The following is a 26,740-nucleotide window of genomic DNA, read 5'->3' as shown; positions in this document are numbered from 1 at the left end:
AAGGTGATATCGGATGCAGGACTACCAGCGGGAGTTCATTGAGTTTGCCATCGAGCAGGACGTGCTGCGGTTTGGCGAGTTTACGCTCAAGTCCGGGCGGGTGAGCCCCTACTTCTTCAATGCTGGCCTGTTCCGCTCCGGTCAGGCGTTGGCGCGCCTGGGTCGTTTCTACGCCCGCGCCATCGTCGACTCGGGCCTGGAGGCCGACGTGCTGTTCGGCCCTGCCTACAAGGGCATCCCGCTGGGTGCCGTGACGGCCGTCGCGCTGGCCGACCACCATCAGCGCGACATGCCGTTTACCTTCAATCGCAAGGAAGCCAAGACGCATGGTGAAGGCGGCTCGCTGGTCGGCGCGCCCCTGGAAGGCCGCGTGATGATCATCGATGACGTCATCACCGCCGGTACCGCCATCGGCGAAGTGATGGAGATCATCCACGCCGAGCGTGCCAAGGCGGCGGGGGTCGTGATCGCTCTGGACCGTCAGGAGCGTGCTCCGGATGGACAGGGTGGCCTGAAAGCGAACAGTGCCATCCAGGAAGTGGAAGCACGTTTCTCCATGCCCGTGGTCAGTATCGTGACGCTCGACCAGGTGCTGGAGTATCTTGAGCAATACGCACAGCAGGAACTGTCTGGGTACGCGGCAGCTATCCGCGACTATCGTGCGCAGTACGGTCTCCAGAGCGCCTGAGAGCGCTCATGACCCGCGCACACCACATTTCCCAGTCACGTAGAGAGACATGCACATGACAGCTTACCGTAACATTCTCGGCCTTTCGGCAGCTATCCTTGCCGCTAGCCTGTCCGCCCCGGCACTCGCCGGCAACGCCGATCTCAACCTCAACAGTGAAGCCGTCCAGGGCGAGCTGAACGGCGAGATCAGCAACGGCGTCCAGCTCGGCGGCGGTATCCTGTCCAGCGATGACCACGATGATGTCACCGCCGGTCACGTCCAGCTGCTGGGCACCGAGCGCACCAGCGAATACGACGTGGGCCTCGGCGCACGTTGGAGCCAGTACGACACCGACCACGGTGACGGCGGCGGTCTGGGCCTGGGCGGCTATGGCTACTACTACCTGCCGGGCGCGCCGCGCGTCTCGCTGGGTGGCTATGGCTACGTCACCCCGAACGTCGTGACCAGCGACGAGCTGGAGCACAGCTACGAGTACGGCCTGCGCGCCCGCTACCAGGTCATCGACAACGTCGAAGGCTATGTCGGCTACCGCAAGGTGAAGGCGGACTTCGACAACCGTGACGAGCGCACGCTGGATTCCGGCCCGCTGGTCGGCATGCGTCTGCAGTTCTGATTCCCGCCCTGCGCGACGGATGTGCATTGCGGTAAGATGGCGGGCCCTTCGGGGCCCGCTTTGCGTTGTCCTGGCGGGCGGTGCTGCCATGAGGGGAATGCTGGCCTGCCAACGCCCTGTTTCGTCATCTGCCGCGAGTTCGCTCATGCTCGATATCGTGCTCTATCAGCCCGAGATTCCGCCCAATACCGGCAACATCATCCGCCTGTGCGCCAATACCGGCTTTCGCCTGCATCTGATCGAGCCGCTCGGGTTCGAGCTGGAGGACAAGCGCCTGCGGCGTGCCGGACTCGATTATCATGAGTGGGCACGTGTCCAGCGCCATGCCAGCCTCGAGGCCTTCGTGGCAAGTGTGGCCCCGACGCGGATCTTCGCGCTCTCGACGCGGGGTCGCACTGCGCCACACGAGGCCAGCTTCCAGGCCGGGGATGCGCTGGTGTTCGGCCCCGAGACGCGCGGCCTGCCACAGGCGATGCTCGACAGTCTCCCCCGCGAGCAGGTATTGCGCCTGCCGATGCTGGCCGACAGCCGCAGCATGAATCTGTCGAATGCCGTCGCCGTCGTCGTCTACGAAAGCTGGCGTCAGCTCGACTTTGCCGGGGCCGTGCAGCTTGATTGAGTGCGCTGCCCGGTCGTGCCCGGCACCACCAGAGATGTTTCTTCGATTGATTTCCTCGCCCAGCAGGACACCGTGATGACCGAGATCCGTGATCGCCTCGCCAAGCTCAATCTCCGCCAGCAGGAAGCCGTGCGCGCCATCGATGGCCCCTGTCTGGTACTGGCAGGGGCCGGTTCCGGCAAGACCAGCGTGATCACGACCAAGATCGCCTATCTGGTGCAGGAATGCGGCATGAAGGCACGCAACATCGCCGCCGTGACCTTCACCAACAAGGCGGCGCGCGAGATGAAGGAGCGAGTCGGCAAGATGCTCAAGGGCCGCGAGGGCCACGGGCTGATCGTCTCGACCTTCCACACCCTCGGCCTGACCATCATCCGCGGCGAGCTGAAGACACTGGGCTACAAGCCGGGCTTCTCGCTGTTCGACACCGATGACGCCAAGGTGTTGATCAAGGAGCTGATGCACAAGGAAGCCGACACCGACGCCGAGCAGATCAATGCGGTGCAGAGTCAGATTTCCACCTGGAAGAATGACCTCATCCTGCCCGGGGCGGCGCTGTCGCATGCCGAGGATGAAGACGCCCAGTACGCCGCGGTGATCTACGAGGCCTACAACCGGCATCTCAAGGCCTACAACGCGGTGGACTTCGATGACCTGATCCTGCTGCCAGTGGTGCTGTTCCGTGACCATCCCGAGGTGCTGGCGCGCTGGCAGCGGCGCATCCACTACATGCTGGTCGATGAGTATCAGGACACCAACATCAGTCAGTATCTGCTGGTGAAGATGCTGATGCAGGAGCGTCAGACCTTCACCGTGGTGGGGGACGATGATCAGTCGATCTACGCCTGGCGTGGCGCGCGCCCCGAGAACCTCGTCACCCTCGGCGAGGATTTCCCGCGGCTGAATCTGATCAAGCTGGAGCAGAACTATCGCTCCACCGGCATCATCCTGCGCGCGGCGAACACCCTGATCGCCAACAACCCGCACGTCTACGACAAGACGCTGTGGTCGCAGATGGGCGATGGCGACCCGATCCGCATCATCATGAATCGCAACGAAGAGGCCGAGGCCGAGCGCGTGGCGGGGGAGATCCTGACGCGGCGCATCAAGGAAGGCGCCGAGTGGCGTGATTTCGCGGTGCTCTATCGTGGCAACTTCCAGGCGCGCCTCCTGGAGCTGAAGCTGCAGCACTATCAGATTCCCTACAAGCTCTCCGGCGGCACCTCCTTCTTCGGGCGCAACGAGATCAAGGACGCGATGGCCTATCTGCGGCTGCTGATCAACCCGGCGGACGACAATGCCTTCCTGCGCATCGTCAACGTGCCGCGGCGCGAAGTCGGGCCGGGCACGCTGGAGAAGCTGGCCAACTACGCCACCGGGCGTGGCGTGTCACTCTACGCCGCCTGCAGCGAGATGGGCCTGCGCGAGCAGCTCAGCGAGCGGGCGCTGGACCGCCTCGGCCGCTTCACCCACACGCTGGACCGCGTGCGCCGCGAGATGGATGCTGGTCAGTCGATCAGCGCGATCCGCGAGCTGTTTCATGAAGTGGATTACGAGGGCTGGCTGTATCAGAACGCCAGTGCCCCCAAGATCGCCGAGCGGCGCATGGCCAACGTCTGGATCCTGATCGACCAGCTGGAGAAGTCGATCAGCGGCAATCCCCAGGAGGAGGTGGAAGAGCTTGAGGGCAGCGAGGCGATGGTCGGTGACACCGAGACCGGTGATGTCGCGGCGGCCATCTCACGTCTGGTGCTGCGCGACATTCTCGAGCAGCAGGCCGAGGAGGACGATTCGGACCGTGTGCAGCTGCTGACGCTGCATGCCTCCAAGGGCCTGGAATTCCCGCACGTCTACGTGATGGGGCTGGAGGAAGACCTGTTGCCGCACCGCAACTCCATCGAGATGGAGACGGTGGAGGAGGAGCGTCGCCTCGCCTATGTCGGCATCACGCGGGCACGGCGCACGCTGGTGCTGACACTGGCCCGGCAGCGCAAGACCTACGGCGAGATGATGGACTGTGTGCCGAGTCGTTTCCTGGATGAGCTGCCACCCGAGGATCTCGAGTGGGAAGGGCGTGCCGACAAGCCGCAGGATCAGGAGAAGAAGGTGGCCCGCGGACGGGATGCCATCGCGGGCCTGCGTTCCCTGCTCGGTTAGTCGCGCTCGAGGGTCAGCGCACGGAGTCGAGCAGATAGTCCACGGCGGCCTTCACTTCCTCATCGGACAGCGCCGGGTTGCCGCCCTTGGCCGGCATGGCATTGAAGCCTTCGATGGCATGGGTGTAGAGCGTCTCGTCGCCCTTGGCGAGACGCGCTTCCCAGTCGCCGGCCTCTCCCAGACGCGGTGCGCCGGCCGCGCCCGTGGTATGGCAGGCCATGCAGATACCGCCGTAGACCTTCTCGCCGTCGATCGCGCTGGCAGCACTGGCGGAGTCACTCTCTGCCGCCGCAGACGGCTGTTGGCCCGCTCCGGCCATGTCACCTGCGCAATTCTCACCTTTCAGGCATAGCTCACCCACCGGCTTGAGGCGCTCGGCGATGGCGTCATGCGAATTGTCCGCGGCGAGCGCCTGTGAACTGACAAGCACGCTGAACAGCATCGCGCTCAGGGAAACCGGCAGGGATGAGCGCGTGAGGAATGACGCGGATGGCTGGCGAGCTTGCATGAGGTGCACCTTTTGAAGGCTGTGTATCGAGCCAGTATAGCGCTGGCCGAGGGGGCGGCAACCGTGTGACGGGCGTGATATCTCGACAACGTAGAATCAAGACGTTACCATAAGCGCGCCTTGGTTCTCCGCAACCATGGCATGCGCGCCCATAGCTCAGCTGGATAGAGTACTGCCCTCCGAAGGCAGGGGTCGCAGGTTCAAATCCTGCTGGGCGCGCCAACGAATTCCGTCATCGGCCGATCGGCAAGATGACATCCGAGAAGCCCTCGCACCTCACGGTGCGGGGGCTTCTTGCATTCTGGCTTGCGTGGACTGTCGTGCAGACTTCCTTTGACGCCATCAAACGAGTGTTCTAAAACGGAGTGAGCCACGACGACGTCTGTCATTCTCGACAGCTCCCACCGGATACGCTCATGACGCCTGCTTCCCCTGAAGACCCCCGTGCTGTTGACGACCTGCCTGCCACCTCCGACGCTGCGACTGCCTCATCAGACCACGAGGGAGAGGCCGAGATGGCTCGCATGCGTGAGTTGCTGGACGCTCAGCGAGCAGCCTTCGCCCACGCGCCGATGCCGAGTGCCGAGGAGCGGCGTGGCTGGCTGGCAGCGCTGCGTGATGCCCTCAAGGCGCACGAGGAGGCCTTGGTCGCGGCCATCAGCCGAGATTTCGGTCATCGCAGTGCTCACGAGACACGCCTGGCGGAACTGGTACCGAGCTACGAGGGCATTCGCCATGCACGCCGTCACCTGAAGGGCTGGATGAAGCCCTCGAAGCGCCACGTCAGCGCCGCCTTCCAGCCAGCCAGTGCAAGTGTCGTCTACCAGCCACTTGGTGTGGTCGGCATCATCGTGCCGTGGAACTATCCGCTGTATCTGGCGATCGGCCCCTTGATCAGCGCGCTGAGCGCCGGCAATCGGGTGATGATCAAGATGAGCGAATTCACGCCGGAAACCGCCGAGGCGCTGCGCGGCATGCTCGCGGATGCCTTCGAGGAAGCGCAGGTCGCGGTGGTGACCGGCGAGGCCGAGGTCGCGGCGGCCTTCTCGGCACTGCCCTTCGACCACCTGCTGTTCACCGGCAGCACGGCGGTGGGCCGGCATGTGATGCGCGCCGCGGCGGAGAATCTGACCCCCGTCACGCTGGAGCTGGGCGGCAAGTCGCCGGTGATCATGTCGCGCCAATTGATGGCGGACGACGCGCAGCGCCGCGAGGCGGCCTCACGTCTTGCCTTCGGCAAGGGCATGAATGCCGGCCAGACCTGTGTCGCTCCGGATTACGTGCTGTGTGCGGAAGATCAGATCGAGTCGCTGGTTCAGGCGTTGGGGGAGTGCTTCCAGCGCTTCTATCCGCGCTTCGCCGAGACGCAGGATTACTCGCGCATCATCAATCAGCGTCAATACCAGCGCGTGAGGGAAGTGCTCGAGGATGCACTGGCCAAGGGTGCGACGCTCAGGCCACTGCTCGACAGCCCTGACTGGGATGACCCGGCGCTGGTCGAGAAGCGTCTGATGCCGCCGCTGGCACTGCTTGAGGTGACGGATGAGATGCGGGTGATGCAGGAGGAGATCTTCGGGCCACTGCTGCCGATTGTCGCGCTGCCGGACGCGGCGGTGGATGAGCTGTCCGCTGCGATGGCCTACGTGAATGCGCGCCCACGCCCGCTGGCGCTTTACTACTTTGGCCACGACAAGCACGAACAGCAGCGGGTCACCGAGGGCACGCATGCAGGTGGAATGTGTCTGAACGACACCCTGCTGCATGTGGCGCAGGATGACATGCCATTCGGCGGCATCGGGCCATCCGGCATGGGGCATTACCACGGGCGGGAAGGGTTCCAGACGCTGAGCAAGGCCAAGGGCGTCTTTGCCAAGGGGCGCATGAATGGCGCGAAGCTGATGTATCCGCCCTATGCCGACGGGCCGGCAGCACGCGCCATCCATGGTCTGATCCGCCGCCTGCTGATGCGCTAGGCGGTATCAGCGGTGCAGATCGCCCGCGCTTTCCGGCTGGTAGTGGAGCGCCTCGATGCGTACCTCGTGCAGGCTGCCATCCGGCAGCCGCCACTCGATGAGGCTACCGACCCGCAGCCCCAGCAGAGCGGCTCCCAGAGGCGCCAGTACTGACAGGCCATCCTGCTGGTCTGACAGGGCGTGCGGATAGACCAGCGTGCGTATCAGGGTCTGCTGGCGGGTCAGATCCGTGAACTCCACGCGGCTGTTCATGCTGACGATATCGGCGGGCACCTCGTGAGGCTCGACGATATCGCCGCGCTCCAGTTCGTCCTCAAGCTGTTCCGCCACCTGGCGGTCGGCAGCCGAGACGCGATCAATCAGGCGCTCGAGGCGTTCGGCATCCAGACGATTGATGATGATCGAGGGAAGTGTGGCCATGTGACCTCCTGTCAGGTGTGGTATCCGCGCCTTGCTGACAAGGCCTGGCGAGTTACCAAAAAAACAGCCCTCCGCCGGGTAGGCGAAGGACTGTGTGCAGAAGTCATCATATAAACTTCACTCAGCGCTGAATAGTCCTGCAAGCCATCGTTTCAGGCGCTGGAGCTGACGAACAACCAGTCGCTGATCTCGGCATGATTCAACACCACCAATTGCTGCGCACGGGGCGACTCATCCAGATAATCCGGATTGATGCCCAGCTCACGCAGCACATACTGGACGAGGGCGCCGCGAGTCGGGAGGTGAAGCTCGCCGTCGACCATGCCGTGGTCCTGTTCGATCAGGCCACGCTCATCTGGCGTCAGGCGAGGGTCTGCCCCCAGGCGCAGGGTGACCCGGGTTTCCCAGCCGTCATCGAATTCACGTTGACTGCCTTCAAGTGCCTCGCCGAACAGCTCAGGGACATCGCGGAATCGAGACAGCACGAAGTCGCGAAAAGCCCGGTTCTTCTCACAGAAGGCCCGCACATGCCAGCGACCTGCGGCATAGACCAGCGTATGTGGACACAGGATACGCTCTTCCCCCTGAGGGGAGTTCAAAGAGGCGTAGGTGACCTCCAGGCGTGCTCCCTGGCTGGCCGCTTCAATCAATGTCCGGACCACGGGCGGGCTGGCGCTGCGGGACGGCAAGCGGAGCGCCTCGGTGTTGGCCTGACCGAGTCCGAGTCCGGTGAAGTGGGGATTCAGATTGTCATGATTGCCGAGCAGCTGCAGATATTCATCCACCTCACCCCGCGTCAGCATCGGGTGAAAATTGGCGGAGGGGCGGTAGCCCTTGATCACGGGATCATATTCAAGATTGTGTTCGGCGACGGTCTCGCGATAGGTCTTCATGACGCGTGACGCCTGCTGGCGTGCTATCCCGAAGGCGTTGCCCAGATGACGTGACGTGACGCGGCCTTCCCACAGGGCGATGATCTCGATCAGACGGTAGCGTGCCAGCGTGTCCCAGGGCAGGGTTTCCAGGCGTTCCTTGATGCTCATTGATGAATCCTTTCATACGGGTCTTCTATGGCGCCGAAATGCGAGATTGCTGGAGAGGGCCCTGGCAATGGCAACGCGTGGCAGGCGTCATTGATGATCGGGAAGATGACCCGGTTCCGGGCTTCCTGTGATGGCTGAGGACTTCTTAAATGCTGGGTAGGCATGAAAAAAGCTCCGGCAGAAGATACCTGTTCGGATGCGTTGACCCCAGTGTCCGCGAAAGGCGCGACTTCATTGCGTCGCATGAAAGTGACGCATTGAAATAATCTGTTGCCATATAAACAGGTTCCAGTTTTCTATTGCGGCTTCTGGCCGTTGCGAGCAACAAGTTGGCGCATCCGAAAACCACTATCGCCGGGTGGAAGAGAGCAGCACTGCGATATGCGCAACAACAGAAGCTTGATATGACTCACATTTAAGAGGTTAGAACGCGTTAGGCCAAGGAACGGACGTTTGAGGGGGGAAACTGCCGGCCCTAATGGCGACGCACTATCTGCAATGACATGCTCGAGTATTAGGGAAGTGGCGTTGTTCACGCCTGAAACGCAAAAGACCCGCCGGGAGGCGGGTCTTTTGCGTTTCAGGCTTGCCCTCCACTTGGGGTGGAGGGCTGCACGGGCAGCGTCTTACTTGCTGGCGCGCTTGCGCTCGTTCTCTTTCAGGTACTTCTTGCGGATACGGATGTGCAGCGGAGTGACTTCCACCAGCTCATCGGAATCCAGGAACTCGATCGCCTGTTCCAGGGTGAAGCGGATCGGCGGCGTCAGCACGATGTTCTCGTCGTTGCCGGTGGAGCGCATGTTATCCAGCTTCTTGGCCTTGGTCGGGTTGACGACCAGGTCGTTGGCACGGTTGTGGATACCCACCAGCATGCCTTCATAGACTTCGGTACCGTGACCGATGATCAGCTTGCCGCGCTCCTGCAGAGTGTACAGGGCGTAGGACAGTGCCTTGCCCGGCACCATGGAGATCATGACACCGTTGCGACGCTCGACGCCTGCGCCTTCCTTCAGGTCACCGTAGTGATCGAAGCGGCTGGTCAGGATGCCGGTACCGGAGGTCAGGGTCAGGAACTGGCCACGGAAGCCGATCAGACCACGTGACGGGATGATGAAGTCCAGACGCACACGACCCTTGCCATCCGGGTTCATGTTGGTCAGCTCACCCTTGCGGTAGCCCAGCTCTTCCATGATGGAGCCCTGGTGCTGCTCTTCACAGTCGATGATGACTTCTTCGTACGGCTCCTGCTTCTTGCCGTCGATTTCCTTGATGATGACTTCCGGGCGGCCCACGGCCAGCTCGAAGCCTTCACGACGCATGGATTCGATCAGTACGGAGAGGTGCAGCTCACCACGGCCGGAAACGACGAATTTCTCCGGCGTCTCACCCTGTTCGACGCGCAGGGCGACGTTGTGGATCAGTTCCTGATCCAGACGCTCACGGATGTTGCGGCTGGTGACGAACTTGCCGTCCTGACCGGCGAACGGAGAGTCATTGACCTGGAAGGTCATGGAGACGGTCGGCTCATCGACGGTCAGCGGCGGCAGCGCTTCGACGGTCGCGGTGTCGCAGATGGTGTCGGAGATCGCGAGGTTCTCGATACCGGTGATGCAGACGATGTCGCCGGCGGTCGCCTTGTCGGTCTGCACGCGGTCCAGACCCATGTGGGTCATGACCTGGCCGATCTTGCCCTTGCGGACAGCGCCTTCCTTGGTGACGATGGAAACCTGCTGACCCGGGCTGACGGAACCGCGCTTGATGCGGCCCAGACCGATGACGCCGACGTAGCTGTTGTAGTCCAGTGCGGAGATCTGCATCTGGAACGGACCGTCCAGCTCGACCTTCGGCGGCTCGACGATGTCGACGATGGACTGGAACATCGGGTCCATGGTGTCTTGCAGGTCTTCCGGATCCATGCCGGCAATGCCGTTGAGGGCAGAGCAGTAGATGATCGGGAAGTCGAGCTGCTCGTCGGTCGCGCCCAGGTTGTCGAACAGATCGAAGATCTGGTCGACGACCCAGTCAGGACGAGAGCCCGGACGGTCGATCTTGTTGACGACGACGATCGGCTTCAGACCCTGGGCGAAAGCCTTCTGGGTCACGAAGCGAGTCTGCGGCATCGGGCCATCGACAGCATCGACCAGCAGCAGCACGGAATCGACCATGGACATCACGCGCTCGACTTCGCCACCGAAGTCAGCGTGCCCAGGGGTATCCACGATGTTGATGTGGTAATCGTTCCACTGGATCGCGGTGTTCTTCGCGAGAATGGTGATGCCGCGCTCTTTTTCCTGGTCGTTGGAATCCATGATGCGTTCCTGACCCTCGGCCTTGCGGTCCAGGGTGCCAGACTGACTCAGGAGCTTGTCGACCAGGGTAGTTTTACCGTGGTCAACGTGGGCGATGATGGCTATGTTGCGAAGTTTCTCGATCACGACGGGAACCTGTGCGGAAAATGGGCGCTCGCGTACCGGGCGCTTGTGATTTGGGGCGCATTATAGGGGGCATGGCATGCCTCCTGCCAGCATCGTGCATTCACGAGGCGGGTCAGTGACGGCCATGGATTGGCCTGAAGTGCCCAAATGATTGTCTCTCAAGTCTTTTCCGCGCGCTTGTGACAGATGAAAAAAAACTTGTGGCCAGGGGCTGCCATGACGATCACGAGCGAAAAAGACCGTCATCGACAGCGAGTTCTCTCGAATTGACGCGGCCAGTGTGAGGCTGATGCGACCGGTCAGATTGGCCTGATGGCTCGCTGTGCACCATGTTGGTGCCAAGGCATTTTTTGATGCACCAATATGATAATTCGTGCCTGCGCAATCCTCTTTTCTGCACCTTGTGGGGTCATGTTTCTCGCTGCAAAATCCAGTATGTCATCTTTGGGTGCATGTATTTCTTCATTGTTTTCAGTTAGTTATTGTTGTTGATGTTCTGGTGTGCTTCATTCTGGCACGCTCGATGCATTATCAGGTCATCCTCTTCATGGCTGGCATCCATTGGCTGACCATGAGAAAAAAGACAGACAACGAAAGACCTGAACAGACAACGCTGACACCAACTGCAACCGAGCCGCCGGCTCCATCGGAGAATTACCATGGCTGAGAAGACACTTGCCCTGATTGAAGAACACGAAGTCAAGTGGGTTGATCTGCGCTTCACCGACACCAAGGGCAAGGAGCAGCACGTCTCCATCCCGGCGCGCACGGTTGACGAAGAATTCTTCGAGAATGGTCAGATGTTCGATGGTTCTTCTATCGAAGGCTGGAAGGGCATCAACGAGTCCGACATGATCCTGATGCCGGACGATGGCACTGCCTTCCTTGACCCGTTCACCGAAGACACCACTCTGGTGCTGCGCTGTGACGTCATCGAGCCGGCCACCATGCAGGGCTATGAGCGCGACCCGCGTTCCGTCGCCAAGCGTGCCGAGGAATATCTGAAGTCCACCGGTCTGGGCGATACTGCCTTCTTCGGTCCGGAGCCGGAATTCTTCATCTTCGATGAAGTGCACTGGAAGAACGAGATGAACGGCGCGATGTTCAAGATCTCTTCCGAAGAAGGTGCATGGGCGACCGATTCCACGCCGGAAGGCGGCAACCTGGGTCACCGTCCGCGTCTGAAGGGCGGCTACTTCCCGGTCCCGCCGATCGATAGCTTCCACGATATCCGTGCTGCCATGTGCAACACCCTGGAAGCCATCGGTCAGGAAGTCGAAGTTCACCACCACGAAGTGGCGAACGCCGGCCAGAACGAGATCGGTGTCAAGTTCAACACCCTGGTCAAGAAGGCCGATGAGGTTCAGGAACTCAAGTACGTGATCCACAACGTGGCGCACGCTTACGGCAAGTCCGCGACCTTCATGCCCAAGCCGCTGGTCGGTGACAACGGTTCCGGCATGCACGTTCACCAGTCCTTCTGGAAGGATGGCGACAACCAGTTCGCCGGTGACGAGTACGCGGGTCTGTCCGAAATGGCCCTCTACTACATTGGCGGCATCATCAAGCACGCTCGTGCGCTGAACGCCTTCACCAATGCGTCCACCAACTCCTACAAGCGTCTGGTGCCGGGCTTCGAAGCCCCGGTCATGCTGGCCTACTCTGCCCGCAACCGTTCCGCTTCCATCCGTATCCCGTACACCGCCAGCCCGAAAGGCAAGCGTGTCGAGGCTCGCTTCCCGGATCCGACGGCCAACCCGTACCTGGCGTTCTCCGCGATGCTGATGGCCGGTATCGACGGCATCAAGAACAAGATCCACCCGGGCGATGCCATGGACAAGAACCTCTACGACCTGCCGGCCGAAGAAGCCAAGTCCATCCCGACCGTGGCCGAGAGCCTCGAACAGGCACTGACCGCGCTGGACGGCGATCGTGAGTTCCTGACCCAGGGTGGCGTCTTCACCGACGACATGATCGATGCCTACCTCGAGCTGAAGGGCGAAGACATCCAGCGCCTGCGCATGGCGACTCACCCGCTCGAATTCGACATGTACTACAGCGTCTGATCTACCGACGGCGCATGTCGCTCACGGCCCCGCCCGGAGCAGTCTGAGCGCGGGGCATGCGTGAGGCGAGACACACAGGGTCATACCGACAGGTATGGCCCTGTTCTCGTTTCTGAGACATGTGCTCCAAGAGCTGACTCCCGGCTGTCCAGGACCCGCGACCCGTCGCGGAAAGTCGCGTCGCAACAAGCAGGGCTGGTATCAACGCGGGAAGCTTTGTAACTTGGCAGCAGGATATGTCACTTCTGGCACGCTGGTAGCGTTCGAGTGAGTGAAACGACTGGCAGAAGCGGATGCGCGCTTCTGGCTTCCCATGACTTCTTCAGGAATTCCCGGATGTGGCCCTTCACTTCTTCTTCGCGTGGCATCGGTTCAGTGGGTGACAGCAGGTCCTTGCCGGTCAAGGGAATGCGGCGGATGGCTCGCCTGCCGGGCATGACGACGCTCGGTCTCTGCCTGTCAGCGGTGCTGGCCCTGAGCAGCGTCTCGGCGGAGCTCGAGGCGGCTCAGGTCTACCGGCACGTGGATGCCAACGGCAACGTGGTGTTCAGTGATCAGCCGGCGGGCGGCAGCAAGGTCAAGCTGACGCCGCTGAGTGTGGTGCCTTCCACCGAGTCTGCTCCCTCGCGCGCGCCTGCTTCGCGTGGCGTGTCATCTTCCCCGTCCGAGACCGCTTCCCGTAGCCGACCCTCCGCGCCTGCCGTGGATGTCAGCTTCCGTGGCTATACCCGCTTCTTCATCCAGAGCCCGAGCAATGAAGAGACGCTGCCTACGGGGCAGGCCGGCAACCTGGCGGTGCGCCTGGCCATCGAGCCGCAGCTGCGTCCCGAGCACAAGGTACGCGTGACCGTGGATGGCGCGCCGTCGCAATCGGCCATGAACAGCAGTGTCTTCATGGTGCCGGGGCTCGAGCGTGGCAAGCACGTCATCCAGGCGGAGCTGCTGGATGCCTCCGGACGAGTGCGCCAGACCACCGAGCCCCGAGTGGTCTACGTGCAACGCGCCAGCGTCAATCTCCCGCGCAATCCCAACAACCCGGCCAATGCCGGGGGTGGCTGAGAGATGGGGGTGACAGTCCTTCTGGCTTGCGAATGACACGTGACTCGCGCGCCAGGTCATCAGGCCACCTTCGGGTGGCCTTTTTTGTCGCCAGGTCTGGCAACGGTATCGCCCGCGATGCAGCAGCACGCCCGCTGATGAGCAGGTCTGCTTCATCGGGTTGGCAGTGCGATCCTTTGGTGCACCATAATGGTGCTTCAAATCGACGCCCGAAAGAGGTGCATCGGCGCGGGTGCCATGCACGCGGCATTTGCACCAGACTGGCGCGGTTATTGCAGAACAGGGAGACGTACTGCGAATGGCGGATAAAGGCATGCATCAACGACTGCTCGAACACCTGAATACTGCCGTGGTGGTGCTGGATGCACAGCTGCGCGTGGTATGGCTGAACCCGGCGGCCGAGACGCTATTGGCGGTCAGCCTGGTGCGCGTCAAGGGCAGCTCCCCTGAACATCTGACCGGGCTGGATGAAGAGCCCATCAAGGTGCTGCGCAAGGCGCTGGAAGAACAGCATCCCTATACCCAGCGTGAGGCCGAGATCGTCAATGCGGCCAACGAGCCGCTGACGGTGGACTTCACCGCGACCCCGGTCAGCGCCAATGAGCTGCTGGTGGAAATCGAGCCGCGTGATCGTCTGATGCAGATCTCTCGCGAGGAGGCGCTGATCGCTCGGCAGGAAGCCGTCAAGGTGCTGACACGCGGACTGGCGCATGAAGTGAAGAACCCGCTTGGCGGTATCCGGGGCGCGGCCCAGTTGCTGGAGCGCGATCTGCCGGAACCGCAGATGGTGGAGTTCACGCGCATCATCATCGAGGAGGTGGATCGCCTGCGCGATCTGGTCGATCGCATGCTGGGGCCGAATCGGCCACCGCTGCAGTCGCCGGTCAATATCCACTCGGTGACCGAGCGGGTGCGCTCCCTGCTGGCGGCGGAAGGGCATCACATCAAGCTGACGGCCGACTATGACCCGAGCCTTCCTGAAGTCATCGGCGATGAAGGCCAGTTGATCCAGGCGGTGCTCAACATCGCGCGCAACGCGACCCAGGCCCTCAACGAGCAGCCGCAGCCCGAATCAGCCGATGGCAATGAGGCGCCGTGGGAGATCACCCTGCGCACGCGGGCCCGGCGGCAGTTCACGCTGGGTCATGAGCGCCATCGTCTGGTCTGCGAGCTGGCGATCAGCGACAACGGCCCGGGCATTCCCGAGGCGCTGCGCGAGACGCTGTTCTACCCGATGGTCTCGGGGCGCGCCGAAGGCTCAGGGCTCGGGCTTTCCATCGCCCAGGGCATCCTGCACCAGCATCAGGGGTTGATCGAGTGTGACTCGCGCCCCGGCCATACCGAATTCCGACTATTAATCCCGCTTGCCGGCACTTCTGGAGATCCCTCATGAGCGAGACTGCACGCGTCTGTATCGTCGATGATGACCGCGCCATCCGCTGGGTACTGGAGCGCGCTCTGGCCCAGCCTGACCTCGAGGTGGAAAGCTTCGAGCGCCCGGATCAGGCAGAAGCCAGCATCATGCGCCAGTGCCCGGATGTGCTGATCACCGACATCCGCATGCCCGGTATCGATGGCCTCGATCTGATGGCACGAGTCCGCGAGCGTTATCCGGACCTGCCGGTGATCGTGATGACGGCCCATTCCGACCTCGACAGTGCCGTGGCCTCCTATCAGGGCGGTGCCTTCGAGTATCTGCCCAAGCCCTTCGATGTCGATGAGGCGCTGGCGCTGGTGCGGCGCGCCGTGGCGCACGCGCGGGAATCCAAGGCCCCCGCGGTGGTGCCGGAAGGATTGACCAAGGAGATCATCGGGGAAGCGCCAGCGATGCAGGAGGTCTTTCGGGCCATCGGTCGCCTGTCCCAGTCGCACATCACCGTACTGATCAACGGCGAATCCGGGACCGGCAAGGAGCGTGTCGCCCAGGCGCTGCATCAGCATTCGCCCCGCAAGGCCAAGCCGTTCATCGCGTTGAACATGGCGGCGATCCCCAAGGACCTGATGGAGTCAGAGCTCTTCGGCCACGAGAAGGGCGCCTTCACCGGTGCCACCGCTCTGCGTCGCGGACGCTTCGAGCAGGCCGATGGTGGCACCCTGTTCCTGGACGAGATCGGCGACATGCCGGCGGAAACCCAGACACGTCTGTTGCGGGTGCTGGCGGATGGCGAGTTCTACCGCGTGGGGGGCATCACGCCGGTCAAGGTGGATGTGCGTATCATCGCCGCGACCCACCAGCACCTGGAGGCGTTGGTGGAGGATGGTCGTTTCCGTGAGGATCTCTTCCACCGCCTCAACGTGATCCGCGTCCACCTGCCGCGGCTGTCAGAGCGCCGTGAGGACATCCCGCGCCTGATGCAGCACTTCCTCGCCGAAGCCGCACGCGAGCTGGCCACGGACCCCAAGGTGCTCACCGAGGCGGCCGAGAAGCACCTCACGCGTTTCGACTGGCCGGGCAACGTGCGCCAGCTGGAGAACACCTGTCGCTGGCTGACGGTGATGGCCTCGGGCCGCGAGGTGATGGTCGAGGATCTGCCGCCGGAACTGCGTGACGTCAGTGGCACCGAGGCCGCGTCCGGGGACTGGCGTGGTGCCTTCCGTGAGTGGGCGGACCGCGCGCTCGCCGCCGGCCACACCCATCTGCTGGAAGAGGCGGTGCCCGACTTCGAGCGCATCCTGATCGAGACGGCGCTAAAGCATACCGGCGGTCGCAAGGGCGAAGCCGCCGAGTTGCTGGGCTGGGGACGCAACACGCTGACGCGCAAGCTCAAGGTGCTGTTGCCGGCACTGGCCGAGGATTGAGCCGCCCCGGCGCCAGACAGTCTCGAGCGCCCTTATCATCAGGCTGAGCGGGAGATGAACCGCCTGAGCGGGTCGAGAAACCGTCTGGGCGGACAGGAGAACCGCCCAGCGGTCTGGAGAGAAAGAGAACAGGGTGCCACAATCCCTGTTCTCTTTTTTTCTGCCCGTCATTCACCGTTGTCTGCTCGCCGGCGTCATTTCTCGGGCGCCTGCCAAGGAGTTGCCTGATGTCATCAATGAACTGGGAACGACTGCTGGAGCCGAGTCGCCTGCATGACGCACCGGGCACCGTATCGCGTGAGATGGGCCGTACGCCCTTCCACAAGGATCACGACCGGATCGTGTTCGCGGGCTCCTTCCGACGGCTGGGTCGCAAGACCCAGGTGCATCCGCTGACCGACAACGACCACATCCACACGCGTCTGACCCACTCCCTGGAGGTCGGCTGCGTCGGGCGTTCGCTAGGCATGATGGTCGGCGAGAAGTTGAAGGACCATCTGCCCGAGTGGGTCACGCCCGCCGACCTCGGCGTCATCGTCCAGACCGGCTGTCTGGGACATGACATCGGCAACCCACCCTTCGGGCATGCCGGAGAATATGCCATCCGTGACTGGTTTGCCGCAGAGGCCGCCAGTGACCACGGGCGTCTGTCAGGCCTGAGCGAGGCCGAGCGCGAAGACCTGCTCACCTATGAAGGCAACGCCCAGGGCTTTCGTATCGTCACCCAGATCGAATACAACCAGTTTCATGGCGGCATGCGCCTGACGGCGGCGACGCTGGGCACCCTGCTCAAGTATCCCTGGACGGTGAAGCACGCCACGGCAGGCGGCAAGTTCGGTTGCTACCAGAGTGAGCGTGAACTGCTGGATCAGGTGGCCGAGCGCTGCGGGCTGCTGGCGCGTGACGATGGCCGCTGGTGTCGCCACCCGTTGGCGTGGCTGGTCGAGGCCGCCGATGACATCTGCTATGCGCTGCTCGATCTCGAGGATGGCCTCGAGATGGGCATACTGCAGTTCGAGGAGGTCTACGAGATTCTGACCGGCATCAGTGGTGGCGCGCCGCGGGAGTATGACGACATGGTCGCGCGTGGCACGTCACAGCGGCGCAAGGTGGCGGCCCTCAGGGGCGCGGCGATGGAGCGGGCGGTCAATGACGTGGCCCAGGCCTTCGTGCAGCATGAGGCGGAATTGCTGGCGGGCACCCTCAGTGAGGACCTGCTGGATCTGTGTCATCCCGATCTCGGCTGGGGCGTGCGGGAAGCCAAGAATCTGGCGCGCCAGAAGATCTTTCGCAACGAGCGCAAGGCCAAGCTGGAAATCGGCGCCTACACCACGCTGGGCATCCTGCTCGAAGCTTTCATCGGGGCTGCCCATGAGCTGCACACCACGGGGCGCTCCAGCTTCAAGCATCAGCGCGTGCTGGCGCTGATCGGCGAGAACACCCCGACGCGTGACTGGGATCTCTACCGCAGTTACCGGCGCATGCTCGATTTCATCGGCGGCATGACCGATCACTTCGCCGTGGACCTCGCTCAGGAGATGGGTGGCCGCTTGCGCGGCGACTGAGCCATCCGCTCGAGCATGACGACTGTCCGGCAAGCCGTGCCGGGCAGTCGTGGTCTGCCGTGTCATCTCCGCGTTGCCTTGCCGGCCTCCTGCCGGTCACGCGCCCCATCTGTTCCGGCAACTCCTTTCCCGCTTTCCCTCCGTCCCTCTTTTCCTTTTTTCCTCGATGTCTCCGTCGACGTGATCCTGGCCGGCTGCTGTCTCGCGTGACGTCCTTGCGCTGACAAGCGGTAAATTTTCTTTACGTAGCCTATCGAGTTGTTGTACTAGCTTTGTACGAAGTGTGAGCGCGCAGGTCACTTTTCATTCATGATAAGCTATTATCATGCAGGGTAATAACGATAAACGAGGCTTATTTATGAGCAAGAAAACCCCCGGAGGAACCGCTGCCAACGCGGAGAACAAGCCAGAGAAGGCCTTCGACATGATCGACAAGCCGACCTTCTTCGGCTCGATCTTTCTGCTGCTGGCAGTGACGTTGCCATTGGTCATCTTCCCCGAGCAGGGTGCGATGTGGGTATCGGCGGCCAAGAATTTCGTCACCAGCAAGCTGGGTGTGCTCTACCTGATGCTGGGTGTCGGAGCCGGTGGCTTCATGATCTACATCATCTTCAGTGATATCGGGCAGATCAAGCTGGGCGACGCCGAAGAGAAGCCCGAGTTCTCGATCGTGTCGTGGGCGGCCATGCTGTTCTGCGCCGGTATCGGGGCCTCCATCCTCTACTGGTCGATGATCGAGTGGGTCTACTACTACCAGTCGCCGCCGTTCCACGTGGAAGGTCAGACACCGGAGGCCGCGGAATGGGCCGCCGCCTACGGTATCTTCCACTGGGGGCCGCTGGCATGGGCGATCTATCTGATTCCCGCCGTGCCGATCGCCTACTTCTACTACGTGCGTCACCACAGTGTCCTGAAGATTTCCGAGGCGCTGATGCCGGTGCTCGGCGAAAAGCTGGCGCGTGGCTGGCTGGGCAAGCTGGTCGACATCAGCTTCGTCTTCGGCATGCTGGGTGGCGGGGCGACCACGCTCGGTCTGGCAGCTCCGATGATCAACGAGGGGGTGCATGAGCTGTTTGGCGTACCCAAGTCGCTGATGACCCAGGTCGTCGTGCTGCTGGTGTGTACCGCGCTGTTCGGCTACAGCGCCTACGTGGGGCTCAAGAAGGGCATCAAGCTGCTGTCGGACATCAACTTCTGGCTGGCGGTCGGGTTGCTGCTGTTCATCTTCATCGCAGGTCCGACCCTGTTCATGGCCAACACCGGTCTGGACGCGCTGGGGCGCGTGATGAGCAATCTGATCCACATGGCGACCTGGCTTGAGCCGTTCGCCGAGTTCAAGGGCTTCGAGAACACCCACTTCCCGCAGGACTGGACCATCTTCTACTGGGCCTGGTGGCTGGTGTTCGCGCCCAGCGTGGGGCTGTTCATCGCGCGCATCTCGCGGGGTCGCACCATTCGCGCGATGGTGGCGGGCTCGATGTTCTTCGGCACCATGGGCTGCTTCCTGTTCTTCATGGTGATGGGCAACTACGGCCTGTACCTGCAGCTGTCAGGTGAGCTGGACGTGGTGACCATACTCAACGAGCAGAGCCCGACCGCTGCCATCTTCGCCATGCTGCATACCCTGCCGCTGGACTATGTGGTGATCTTTGCCTTCACGCTGCTGGCACTGATCTTCACGGCCACCACCTTCGACTCCATCTCCTATATCCTGGCGGCCGTGGTCCAGAAGGAAGTGGATGAGGAGCCGATGCGCTGGAACCGTCTCTTCTGGGCCTTCGCGCTGTCGTTCATGCCGATCGTGCTGATGTTCGTCGGCGGGCTGGAAACCTTGCAGACGGCCTCGATCATCGGTGGCGTGCCGTTGCTGGCGGTGGCGTTGCTGCTGTGCATCTCCATCGTGCGCGCCGCGCACTATGACCTGCGCTACCAGCCGGATTACACGGTCAAGGAGATCAATATCGAGGAATTCCCGGAAGACGACCCCTGGACGGAAGAGGGCACCTGGGAGATTCCGGACGAGGACGTGCCTGCGGCGGGCAAGCCGCAGCAGGACACGCCCAAGAATCATGTCGAAGGCGACCCGCACAGCCGTCCTTCCCGACTGTGATCCGGCCGGCCTGAAGGATCAGGCCGCCGACAGCAGAAAGCCGCCCCTCGGGGCGGCTTTCTGCTGTCTGGATGACGGGCTGGTGAGTCTCAGGGGCGATGATTCAGGCGGTTTCCTGCAGTGTCTCGCTGCGGGCGCGGCGCGGTGTCAGCACCGGCGGCGTCGGGTCCTTGTCGTCATTGTCGAGGGCCAGATAGCGACTGATGGCGGCACCGATACGCCGTGAACTGTCCTGAATGCCCTGGTTGCCGAACAGACGATTGAACTCGAAGACCATCGGATGGCCATCGACCATCGCGATATCGAAACCGGCGTGGTCGACACTCAGCGCCTCGGCCAGCTGCAGCGCCAGCTCGATGGCGGGCGCCGGGATGTTGTCATAGGCCGTCTCGCCGCCCTGACTGACATTGGAGCGATAGCCGCCCAGCGGCGTGACGCGCCAGTAGGCAGTGATGACTTCGCCACCGACCACCACGATGCGCAGGTCGCGATCGATATCCAGCCGCGGCTGGGCATACAGCACCGGGTGCTCGGCTGCGTGGGCTTCCAGCTCGCCACGTGACTGGATCAGCTTCACCCCGGCCCCCATGGAGCTCTTCACTTCCTTGACGATCAGCGGATAGCCGAAGCGTGCCTCGATGTCGTCGATAGCCTGACGGCTGGCACCCCGAATCTCGGTGGGCGGCACATTGTCCGGGCAGATGGCCTGAAAGACGCGCGTCTGCTCGACCTTGTCGTGGCCGATGGCGTAGCTGGGCAGGCTCGGGAAGATGCGTTTTCCCAGGCCGTAGACCAGGGTGGTGATCTGCCAGTATTCGGGAAACAGCAGGATGTCGGCGGCGCGGATCTCGTCGAGGTGATCCAGCATGCGTTCCGGCTTGATGTAGCGAACGCCGGCGATACCGAGGGTGCGAAATGCGTCGAAGGTGATGAGTTTCATGGGGGATATGTCGCCAGAAGCGCCATTATTGCGACGGCGCGATCAAGGAGCCAGGGCTGGACCGGCGCGTATTTAACGTCGCGCCGGCCCGCTTGGCAAGTCCTTGTGACGGGCGGATGGGCGACCGCCAGTCGCTGGCCTAGGGCGTTTCCATGCGTTCGGCCTGTACCCGCAGCAGAATCGCCTCGTTGATGCGCTGCTTGAGTGCCTCATCCAGCGCCGGGCAGCCATCCTCCGGGGTCATGCAATGGGTGCTGAGCCACTCGGCCAGCCCTTCGCCATTGACGACGTCCGGGTCGCCCTTGCGCTGTTCACCACGCCGGATGATCTGCCAGCCCGGCAGCGCCAGAATGCCGTGTACCGGTACCTCGACACCACACTCGCGCTTGAGCCAGGCGGCAGTCCAGTCACGCGCGACGCGTGTCTCGCGCAGCGGCTTGCGCTCGCGCCCACCGGGGAAGTGCAGGCGCCCATCCTCCAGCTTGACCTCGTTCTTGATCGCTCCCAGAGCATCCAGCGGACGCGAGCGCGCCTTGGTGCGGATGGCATAGGCACCGAGCGGCGTGAGCACCAGATGGTCGATATGGAAGCCGTCGGCGGGGACGTCATGATAGACCACGCTGCTCAACTGCTCCGGGCGAATGAGCTGATCCAGCTCCTGGCCGATGGACAGCTCGCAGGCCAGCCCCAGCTTCAACTTGCGGATGCGCTGGAAGTGGCGGGTGAGGCGCAGCGCGAAGATCAACACGAACAGCGCGCAGGCCAGTCCATAGCCCGCCCACTCCAGCCAGTTCTGCTCTTCGCCGAACACCATGCGTCCCATGCCATAGATCAGCGGGCTCAGGGTGATGAGCGGTCCCAGTGCGCCATCGAGAAACAATGACTGGAAGGCATCATCGAGGCGGTCTCGCAGGCTCTGGCCCGGCTCGCGCAGCTGGCGGCGGGTCAGGGGTGACTGGATGCGGCGCTCATGCAGGCCGCGCATGCCCAGCACCACCAGCGCGATGGCGCCCAGCGGGGTGAGAAAGAAGACAGGTAACAGGTATTCCAGCCAATCCATCGGGATGTCCTATCTACAGGAGAGGGGGGCGTATTCAGTGGCCCAGCGCACGTGGCAGCGGCACGATCGGCACCTCGACCTCACCCTGCGCTGCGTTGTGGGTAGTGTCCAGTACCGGCACCACGCTGTCATTGATCCAGTACAGCTTGCCGTCACTGCGCACGTCGGCCTGCAGTGCATAGCGATGGCCATCCTCGATGGCATTGCGATCATATTGCAGGCTGACCGGGAAAGGCCCCTGGCGCAGCCCGCCGAAGCGGGTGCTGGCGATCAGGTTGGCCGGTGCATCGGCTCTGGAGATATCCACCAGGCGGACCTCCAGCAGCGCATCACCCGGTGCCTGGAAGGCTTGCTGTGGCACCACGCGTGCCTCCAGCTGAGCGAAGTCAGGGCCGGTCATGCAGCCCGCCAGCCCCAGCGTGCCGAGCAGCAGTGCGCCGATGGCCAGAGAGCGGGAAGGATGAGGCATGGAGAGTTTCAGCATGGAGGTCCCTTGTGCGGTCGGCGATACGCCGCCAACCGAGATGTCTGATGAGACGGATGCCGGGGCGTGCAGGTTCAGCCGCCGGCCAGCTTGACGGTATAGCCGCGTCGCGTCAGCTCGGTCTTGAGCGTCTCGCGGTGATCGCCCTGGATCTCCACGATACCGTCCTTGAGGCTGCCGCCGGTGCCACACCGCTGCTTGAGAGTCTTGGCAAGCGCCTTGAGTTCCTTCTCCGCCAGCGGAATCCCGCTCACGGTGGTCACGCCCTTGCCCTTGCGGCCGCTGGTCTCGCGGCGGATACGCACCACGCCATCGAGGCTGTCGAGCCGTTCGCGCTCGGCGAGGTCCGCGCACTCGCAGTCGGCTTCGGCGCGGCGGCATTCGGGGCAGGTGGCGCCGTGTTCAGTGGAATAGACAAGCCCGGAAAGTTGATCCTTGAGCGAGGCCATGATGTCTCCTGCGGTACCAGAAAAATGATGCGTTGTCGGCGGTGTCTGAGGAAAGGATACCCGTGCGCGTCGGCAGCGGCACCCTGATGCGTCAAAAAAAGGCGGCCCCTGCGGGCCGCCTTTCGTTCATGCCGTCGTGCGCATGGCCGTCAGATCAGTTGATCTTCGGGTCCAGCTCGCCACGGTGGTAACGCTCGAACATCGCTTCGAGGTTGATCGGGTCGATCTTGCTGCCGTGGCCGGCAGCACCGAAGGCTTCGTAGCGAGCGATGCAGATGTCGCGCATCGCCTTCACGGATTCCTTCAGGTACTTGCGCGGGTCGAATTCAGACGGGTTCTGGGCCATGAAACGACGGATGGAGCCGGTGGAGGCGAGGCGCAGGTCGGTATCGACGTTGATCTTGCGCACGCCGTGCTTGATGCCTTCGACGATCTCGTCGACCGGAACCCCGTAGGTTTCCGGAATCTTGCCACCGTATTCGTTGATGATTTCCAGCCAGTCCTGTGGCACGGAGGAAGAGCCGTGCATCACCAGGTGAGTCTCGGGGATGCGGGCGTGGATTTCCTTGATGCGCTGGATGGACAGGGTGTCACCCGTCGGCGGCTTGGTGAACTTGTAGGCGCCGTGGGAGGTGCCGATGGCGATGGCCAGGGCATCGACGTGGGTCTTCTTGACGAAGTCGGCGGCTTCTTCGGGGTCGGTCAGCATCTGGTCGTGGTCCAGCTTGCCTTCGGCACCGATGCCGTCTTCTTCACCGGCCATGCCGGTTTCCAGCGAGCCGAGGCAACCCAGTTCGCCTTCGACGGACACGCCACAGGCATGCGCCATCTCGACGGTGCGACGGGTCACATCGACGTTGTATTCGTAGCTTGTCGGGGTCTTGCCATCTTCCCCCAGCGAACCGTCCATCATCACCGAGCTGAAGCCCAGCTGGATGGAGCGCTGGCAGACGGCTGGCGAGGTGCCGTGATCCTGGTGCATGACCACCGGGATATGCGGGAATTCCTCGATCGCGGCCAGAATCAGGTGGCGAAGGAACGGCGCGCCGGCGTATTTGCGAGCGCCTGCAGAGGCCTGGACGATCACCGGAGAGTCGGTGTGGTCGGCGGCTTCCATGATGGCGCGCATCTGCTCGAGGTTGTTGACGTTGAACGCGGGAATGCCGTATCCGTACTCGGCTGCGTGGTCCAACATCTGGCGCATGCTGATCAATGCCATGACATCACCTGTCTTCTTGGGGAATGGAAAAGGGAGTAGCGTCTGGCCACCCTGTGCCGCAGGCAGAGGATGGCCCTGTTACCGTGACCCAGTTACCGGGTACCCCGGGCATGTGGCTGGCTCAGGGTACCGGGACAGTCGATGAGGACCTTGTCGCTGCGCCATTCGAGCGCAGCCCGGGTCAGCTTGCAGCGGCTTCCAATGCCGCCACGGCCGGTAGCGTCTTGCCTTCCACGTACTCGAGGAAGGCACCGCCACCGGTAGAAATGTAGGACACGCGGGACTCGACAGCGTATTTGTCGATGGCCGCCAGGGTGTCCCCACCACCAGCGATGGAGAAGGCGTCGCTCTCGGCGATGGCCATGGCCAGCTTCTCGGTACCGTTGGCGAACTGGTCGATCTCGAACACGCCCACCGGGCCGTTCCACAGAATGGTGCCGGCATCCTTGAGCAGCGCCCCGAAGCGGGAGGCGGTGTCCGGGCCGATATCCAGAATCATCTCGTCATCACGCACGTCGGCAACGTCACGCACGATGGCCTCGGCCTTGTCGGAGAACTCGGTGGCCACGACGACGTCGGTGGGCAGCGGGATCTCGACCTTGTCCATCAGCGCGCGAGCGGTCTCCAGCAGGTCAGCCTCGTAGAGCGACTTGCCGACGTTGTAACCGGCGGCGGCGATGAAGGTGTTGGCGATGCCGCCACCGACGATCAGCTGATGGCACTTGTCGGACAGCGCCTTGAGCACGTCCAGCTTGGTGGAGACCTTGGAGCCGCCGACGATGGCGACCATCGGCGCGCGCGGCGCGGCGAGTGCCTTCTCGAGGGCTTCCAGCTCGGCAGCCAGCAGCGGGCCGGCGCAGGCGTCCGGGGCGAAGCGTGCCACGCCATGGGTAGAGGCCTGGGCGCGATGCGCGGTGCCGAAGGCGTCCATCACGTAGATGTCGCACAGGGCGGCGTAGGCGCGAGACAGCGCTTCATCGTCCTTCTTCTCGCCGGCATTGAAGCGCACGTTTTCCAGCAGCACGACCTCGCCCTCGGCGACGTCCGGTGCCGTGTCGAGATAGTCGGTGATCAGACGCACCGGGCTGCCCAGCAGCTCGCCCAGGTGTGCCGCGACCGGTGCCAGAGAGAACTGCTCTTCCGGCTGCCCTTCGGTGGGACGGCCCAGATGGCTCATCAGCATGACGCGCGCTCCCGCATCGCGGGCCGCCGTGATGGTCGGCAGGCTGGCGCGGATACGCGCGTCGCTGGTCACCTGACCATTGCGAACCGGCACGTTGAGATCTTCGCGGATCAGCACGCGTTTGCCTGACAGGTCGAGGGCGGTCATCGTTTGCACGTTCATGACGGGTTCCTTGGTCGTGAATCGGTGGAGAGAGCTCCCGTCGCCAGAGGCGTTGTCATCTCGCAGGCGTGCCAATGGGTGGCGACGTCCAGCATGCGATTGGCAAAGCCCCATTCGTTGTCGAACCAGCACAGCATCTTGATCAGCCGGCCGCCGGCAACACGGGTCTGGGTCGCATCCACGATACCCGAGCGCGGATCGTGGTTGAAGTCGATGGACGCCGTCGGCTCCTCGCTCAACCCCATCAGGCCCTGCAGGCGTCGTGCGCAGGCCTCGCGCAGCAGGTCATTGACCTCGTCCGCGCTCACGTCGCGCTTCACCTCGATGGACATGTCCATGCAGGACACGTTGATGGTCGGCACCCGCAGGTGCAGACACTCGAAGCGTCCTTCCAGATGCGGCATCAGGCGGTTGATGCCCTTGGCCAGCCCCGTATCCACCGGCACGATCGAACTCATCGCGGAGCGCGTCAGGCGCAGGTCCGTCTGGTGGTAGGCGTCGATCACCGGCTGGTCGTTCATCGCCGAATGCACCGTGGTGGTGACGCCACGCTCCAGCCCGAAGGCCTGCTCCAGCACCGTGAGGATCGGGATCAGGCAATTGGTCGTACACGACGCCGCCGAGACGATGCGCATGCCGCCAGCGTCTTGCCCTGTCCCGGCGGGGGCCAGCGCCGATTGGTTGATGCCGCACACGATGGTGGCATCGACATCGGCGTCGGTATCGCCGGGCTGGGAGAACAGCAGCCGTCCCGCGCCTGCCGACAGATGGCGCTCGGCGGTGGCGCGGTCCTTGAAGCTGCCGGAGCACTCCAGGACCAGGTCAATCCCCAGTGCCCGCCAGGGCAGGCAGTCTGGATTGGCCTCGGACAGGATGCTGATCGCATGACCGTTGACGACCAGCTGGCCGTCGCGCTGCTCCACCGTGCCGGGGAAGCGGCCATGGGTGGTGTCGTAGCGTGTCAGATAGGTGATGGTGTCCAGGTCTGATAGCTCGTTGATCGCCACCACTTCCAGTGGCAGCGTCTCGCCACGTGCTTCACGTTCCACCAGCGCTCTCAGCACACACTGACCGATGCGTCCGTAGCCATTGATGGCCACTCGCAAGGGGGCGTTCCCCTGGCGAAGGCGCATGCTGGCCTCCTGGGAGGCGTCGGAGGTGGGCAGAGGGGACTGATGGCTCAAT

Annotated in this window: 23 protein-coding genes and 1 tRNA gene; 13 read left to right on the top strand and 11 right to left on the bottom strand. The window is 62.9% G+C overall.

Going from position 1 to position 26,740, the window contains the following annotated elements:
• Positions 1-13 precede the first annotated feature (13 nt).
• From pyrE to rep, 4 genes are all read left to right on the top strand, one after another.
• Positions 14-688, top strand: coding sequence for an orotate phosphoribosyltransferase (pyrE, locus tag AC26AR_RS16445; RefSeq protein ID WP_077379901.1), 675 nt, complete (start codon positions 14-16; stop codon positions 686-688).
• Between the two features lie 55 nt (positions 689-743).
• Positions 744-1,304, top strand: a complete 561-nt coding sequence (locus AC26AR_RS16440; RefSeq protein WP_077379903.1) for a YfaZ family outer membrane protein — start codon at positions 744-746, stop codon at positions 1,302-1,304.
• Positions 1,305-1,449: 145 nt separating this feature from the next.
• Positions 1,450-1,923, top strand: coding sequence for a tRNA (uridine(34)/cytosine(34)/5-carboxymethylaminomethyluridine(34)-2'-O)-methyltransferase TrmL (gene trmL / locus AC26AR_RS16435; RefSeq protein ID WP_136939531.1), 474 nt, complete (start codon positions 1,450-1,452; stop codon positions 1,921-1,923).
• 75 nt (positions 1,924-1,998) lie between these two features.
• Complete coding sequence (rep, locus tag AC26AR_RS16430; protein WP_488107334.1) at positions 1,999-4,080, top strand: DNA helicase Rep; 2,082 nt, start codon at positions 1,999-2,001, stop codon at positions 4,078-4,080.
• A gap of 13 nt (positions 4,081-4,093) precedes the next feature.
• Here rep and AC26AR_RS16425 read toward each other — a convergent pair whose 3' ends face one another.
• Positions 4,094-4,588 (bottom strand): c-type cytochrome, encoded by a 495-nt coding sequence (locus AC26AR_RS16425; RefSeq protein ID WP_279855712.1) that lies wholly within the window; start codon positions 4,586-4,588, stop codon positions 4,094-4,096.
• 145 nt (positions 4,589-4,733) lie between these two features.
• On the opposite strand from AC26AR_RS16425, the gene AC26AR_RS16420 reads away from it, so the two are divergent.
• Both AC26AR_RS16420 and AC26AR_RS16415 read left to right on the top strand, forming a co-directional pair.
• Positions 4,734-4,810: transfer RNA gene (locus AC26AR_RS16420), tRNA-Arg, on the top strand.
• Between the two features lie 293 nt (positions 4,811-5,103).
• Positions 5,104-6,561, top strand: coding sequence for a coniferyl aldehyde dehydrogenase (locus AC26AR_RS16415; protein ID WP_488107333.1), 1,458 nt, complete (start codon positions 5,104-5,106; stop codon positions 6,559-6,561).
• Between the two features lie 6 nt (positions 6,562-6,567).
• Here the strand turns inward: AC26AR_RS16415 and rnk are convergent, their stop codons facing one another.
• The 3 genes from rnk to typA all read right to left on the bottom strand — a co-directional run bounded on the left by rnk (position 6,568) and on the right by typA (position 10,459).
• A complete protein-coding gene (gene rnk, locus AC26AR_RS16410; RefSeq protein ID WP_176493851.1) occupies positions 6,568-6,981 on the bottom strand; it encodes a nucleoside diphosphate kinase regulator in 414 nt (137 codons plus the stop codon).
• 152 nt (positions 6,982-7,133) lie between these two features.
• Positions 7,134-8,024, bottom strand: coding sequence for a WYL domain-containing protein (locus AC26AR_RS16405; RefSeq protein ID WP_077379913.1), 891 nt, complete (start codon positions 8,022-8,024; stop codon positions 7,134-7,136).
• A 626-nt stretch (positions 8,025-8,650) separates the two neighbouring features.
• Positions 8,651-10,459 carry a translational GTPase TypA gene (typA, locus tag AC26AR_RS16400; protein ID WP_077379915.1) on the bottom strand — a complete coding sequence of 603 codons (1,809 nt, stop codon included), beginning with the start codon at positions 10,457-10,459 and terminating at the stop codon, positions 8,651-8,653.
• 373 nt (positions 10,460-10,832) lie between these two features.
• Between typA and AC26AR_RS16395 the strand changes: the two genes are divergently transcribed.
• The 7 genes from AC26AR_RS16395 to AC26AR_RS16365 all read left to right on the top strand — a co-directional run bounded on the left by AC26AR_RS16395 (position 10,833) and on the right by AC26AR_RS16365 (position 20,058).
• Positions 10,833-11,126 (top strand): hypothetical protein, encoded by a 294-nt coding sequence (locus AC26AR_RS16395; RefSeq protein WP_271302774.1) that lies wholly within the window; start codon positions 10,833-10,835, stop codon positions 11,124-11,126.
• Positions 11,119-12,525, top strand: coding sequence for a glutamate--ammonia ligase (gene glnA, locus AC26AR_RS16390; RefSeq protein WP_065392424.1), 1,407 nt, complete (start codon positions 11,119-11,121; stop codon positions 12,523-12,525). Before AC26AR_RS16395 ends, glnA begins: the two co-directional genes overlap by 8 nt.
• 417 nt (positions 12,526-12,942) lie before the next feature.
• Positions 12,943-13,584, top strand: coding sequence for a DUF4124 domain-containing protein (locus AC26AR_RS16385; protein ID WP_255304486.1), 642 nt, complete (start codon positions 12,943-12,945; stop codon positions 13,582-13,584).
• A gap of 313 nt (positions 13,585-13,897) precedes the next feature.
• Complete coding sequence (glnL, locus tag AC26AR_RS16380) at positions 13,898-14,977, top strand: nitrogen regulation protein NR(II) (protein ID WP_077380022.1); 1,080 nt, start codon at positions 13,898-13,900, stop codon at positions 14,975-14,977.
• Positions 14,974-16,383: a nitrogen regulation protein NR(I) gene (gene ntrC / locus AC26AR_RS16375; RefSeq protein WP_077379917.1), complete on the top strand. Its 1,410-nt coding sequence runs from the start codon at positions 14,974-14,976 to the stop codon at positions 16,381-16,383. The genes glnL and ntrC overlap by 4 nt, the downstream gene beginning before the upstream one ends.
• 227 nt (positions 16,384-16,610) lie before the next feature.
• Complete coding sequence (locus tag AC26AR_RS16370) at positions 16,611-17,948, top strand: deoxyguanosinetriphosphate triphosphohydrolase (protein WP_084207729.1); 1,338 nt, start codon at positions 16,611-16,613, stop codon at positions 17,946-17,948.
• 358 nt (positions 17,949-18,306) lie between these two features.
• On the top strand, positions 18,307-20,058 hold the full coding sequence (locus AC26AR_RS16365; protein WP_191236391.1) for a BCCT family transporter: 1,752 nt from the start codon (positions 18,307-18,309) through the stop codon (positions 20,056-20,058).
• Between the two features lie 103 nt (positions 20,059-20,161).
• Here the strand turns inward: AC26AR_RS16365 and AC26AR_RS16360 are convergent, their stop codons facing one another.
• The 7 genes from AC26AR_RS16360 to AC26AR_RS16330 form a co-directional block, all read right to left on the bottom strand.
• A complete protein-coding gene (locus AC26AR_RS16360; RefSeq protein WP_077379923.1) occupies positions 20,162-20,998 on the bottom strand; it encodes an ATP-grasp domain-containing protein in 837 nt (278 codons plus the stop codon).
• Between the two features lie 139 nt (positions 20,999-21,137).
• Positions 21,138-22,058, bottom strand: coding sequence for a nuclease-related domain-containing protein (locus AC26AR_RS16355; protein ID WP_077379925.1), 921 nt, complete (start codon positions 22,056-22,058; stop codon positions 21,138-21,140).
• A gap of 34 nt (positions 22,059-22,092) precedes the next feature.
• Positions 22,093-22,527, bottom strand: a complete 435-nt coding sequence (locus AC26AR_RS16350; protein WP_303565971.1) for a YbaY family lipoprotein — start codon at positions 22,525-22,527, stop codon at positions 22,093-22,095.
• Positions 22,528-22,616: 89 nt separating this feature from the next.
• Positions 22,617-22,991 carry a translation initiation factor Sui1 gene (locus tag AC26AR_RS16345; RefSeq protein WP_084207732.1) on the bottom strand — a complete coding sequence of 125 codons (375 nt, stop codon included), beginning with the start codon at positions 22,989-22,991 and terminating at the stop codon, positions 22,617-22,619.
• Between the two features lie 154 nt (positions 22,992-23,145).
• The gene (gene fba / locus AC26AR_RS16340) at positions 23,146-24,210 is read right to left on the bottom strand and encodes a class II fructose-bisphosphate aldolase (RefSeq protein WP_077379931.1); all 1,065 of its coding nucleotides are present in this window, start codon (positions 24,208-24,210) and stop codon (positions 23,146-23,148) included.
• A 181-nt stretch (positions 24,211-24,391) separates the two neighbouring features.
• The gene (locus AC26AR_RS16335; RefSeq protein ID WP_084207733.1) at positions 24,392-25,555 is read right to left on the bottom strand and encodes a phosphoglycerate kinase; all 1,164 of its coding nucleotides are present in this window, start codon (positions 25,553-25,555) and stop codon (positions 24,392-24,394) included.
• The gene (locus AC26AR_RS16330) at positions 25,552-26,688 is read right to left on the bottom strand and encodes a type I glyceraldehyde-3-phosphate dehydrogenase (protein ID WP_077379935.1); all 1,137 of its coding nucleotides are present in this window, start codon (positions 26,686-26,688) and stop codon (positions 25,552-25,554) included. Before AC26AR_RS16330 ends, AC26AR_RS16335 begins: the two co-directional genes overlap by 4 nt.
• Positions 26,689-26,740: the final 52 nt, after the last annotated feature.

This window comes from Cobetia sp. PS-4MA (assembly GCF_057670765.1).
The sequence above is the reverse complement of the archived record's forward strand: the minus strand, read 5'-3'. Positions and strand labels throughout refer to the sequence as shown.

Coding starts and splice junctions, on each gene's coding strand:
- glnL (WP_077380022.1), top strand. CDS start 13,898: ATGCATCAACGACTGCTCGAACACCTGAATACTGCCGTGGTGGTGCTG.
- fba (WP_077379931.1), bottom strand. CDS start 24,210: ATGGCATTGATCAGCATGCGCCAGATGTTGGACCACGCAGCCGAGTAC.
- AC26AR_RS16365 (WP_191236391.1), top strand. CDS start 18,307: ATGAGCAAGAAAACCCCCGGAGGAACCGCTGCCAACGCGGAGAACAAG.
- rep (WP_488107334.1), top strand. CDS start 1,999: ATGACCGAGATCCGTGATCGCCTCGCCAAGCTCAATCTCCGCCAGCAG.
- AC26AR_RS16440 (WP_077379903.1), top strand. CDS start 744: ATGACAGCTTACCGTAACATTCTCGGCCTTTCGGCAGCTATCCTTGCC.
- AC26AR_RS16330 (WP_077379935.1), bottom strand. CDS start 26,688: ATGCGCCTTCGCCAGGGGAACGCCCCCTTGCGAGTGGCCATCAATGGC.
- AC26AR_RS16385 (WP_255304486.1), top strand. CDS start 12,943: ATGGCTCGCCTGCCGGGCATGACGACGCTCGGTCTCTGCCTGTCAGCG.
- AC26AR_RS16345 (WP_084207732.1), bottom strand. CDS start 22,991: ATGGCCTCGCTCAAGGATCAACTTTCCGGGCTTGTCTATTCCACTGAA.
- trmL (WP_136939531.1), top strand. CDS start 1,450: ATGCTCGATATCGTGCTCTATCAGCCCGAGATTCCGCCCAATACCGGC.
- pyrE (WP_077379901.1), top strand. CDS start 14: ATGCAGGACTACCAGCGGGAGTTCATTGAGTTTGCCATCGAGCAGGAC.
- rnk (WP_176493851.1), bottom strand. CDS start 6,981: ATGGCCACACTTCCCTCGATCATCATCAATCGTCTGGATGCCGAACGC.
- AC26AR_RS16415 (WP_488107333.1), top strand. CDS start 5,104: ATGGCTCGCATGCGTGAGTTGCTGGACGCTCAGCGAGCAGCCTTCGCC.
- ntrC (WP_077379917.1), top strand. CDS start 14,974: ATGAGCGAGACTGCACGCGTCTGTATCGTCGATGATGACCGCGCCATC.
- AC26AR_RS16335 (WP_084207733.1), bottom strand. CDS start 25,555: ATGAACGTGCAAACGATGACCGCCCTCGACCTGTCAGGCAAACGCGTG.
- AC26AR_RS16350 (WP_303565971.1), bottom strand. CDS start 22,527: ATGCCTCATCCTTCCCGCTCTCTGGCCATCGGCGCACTGCTGCTCGGC.
- AC26AR_RS16425 (WP_279855712.1), bottom strand. CDS start 4,588: ATGCAAGCTCGCCAGCCATCCGCGTCATTCCTCACGCGCTCATCCCTG.
- AC26AR_RS16405 (WP_077379913.1), bottom strand. CDS start 8,024: ATGAGCATCAAGGAACGCCTGGAAACCCTGCCCTGGGACACGCTGGCA.
- AC26AR_RS16360 (WP_077379923.1), bottom strand. CDS start 20,998: ATGAAACTCATCACCTTCGACGCATTTCGCACCCTCGGTATCGCCGGC.
- AC26AR_RS16355 (WP_077379925.1), bottom strand. CDS start 22,058: ATGGATTGGCTGGAATACCTGTTACCTGTCTTCTTTCTCACCCCGCTG.
- AC26AR_RS16370 (WP_084207729.1), top strand. CDS start 16,611: ATGTCATCAATGAACTGGGAACGACTGCTGGAGCCGAGTCGCCTGCAT.
- glnA (WP_065392424.1), top strand. CDS start 11,119: ATGGCTGAGAAGACACTTGCCCTGATTGAAGAACACGAAGTCAAGTGG.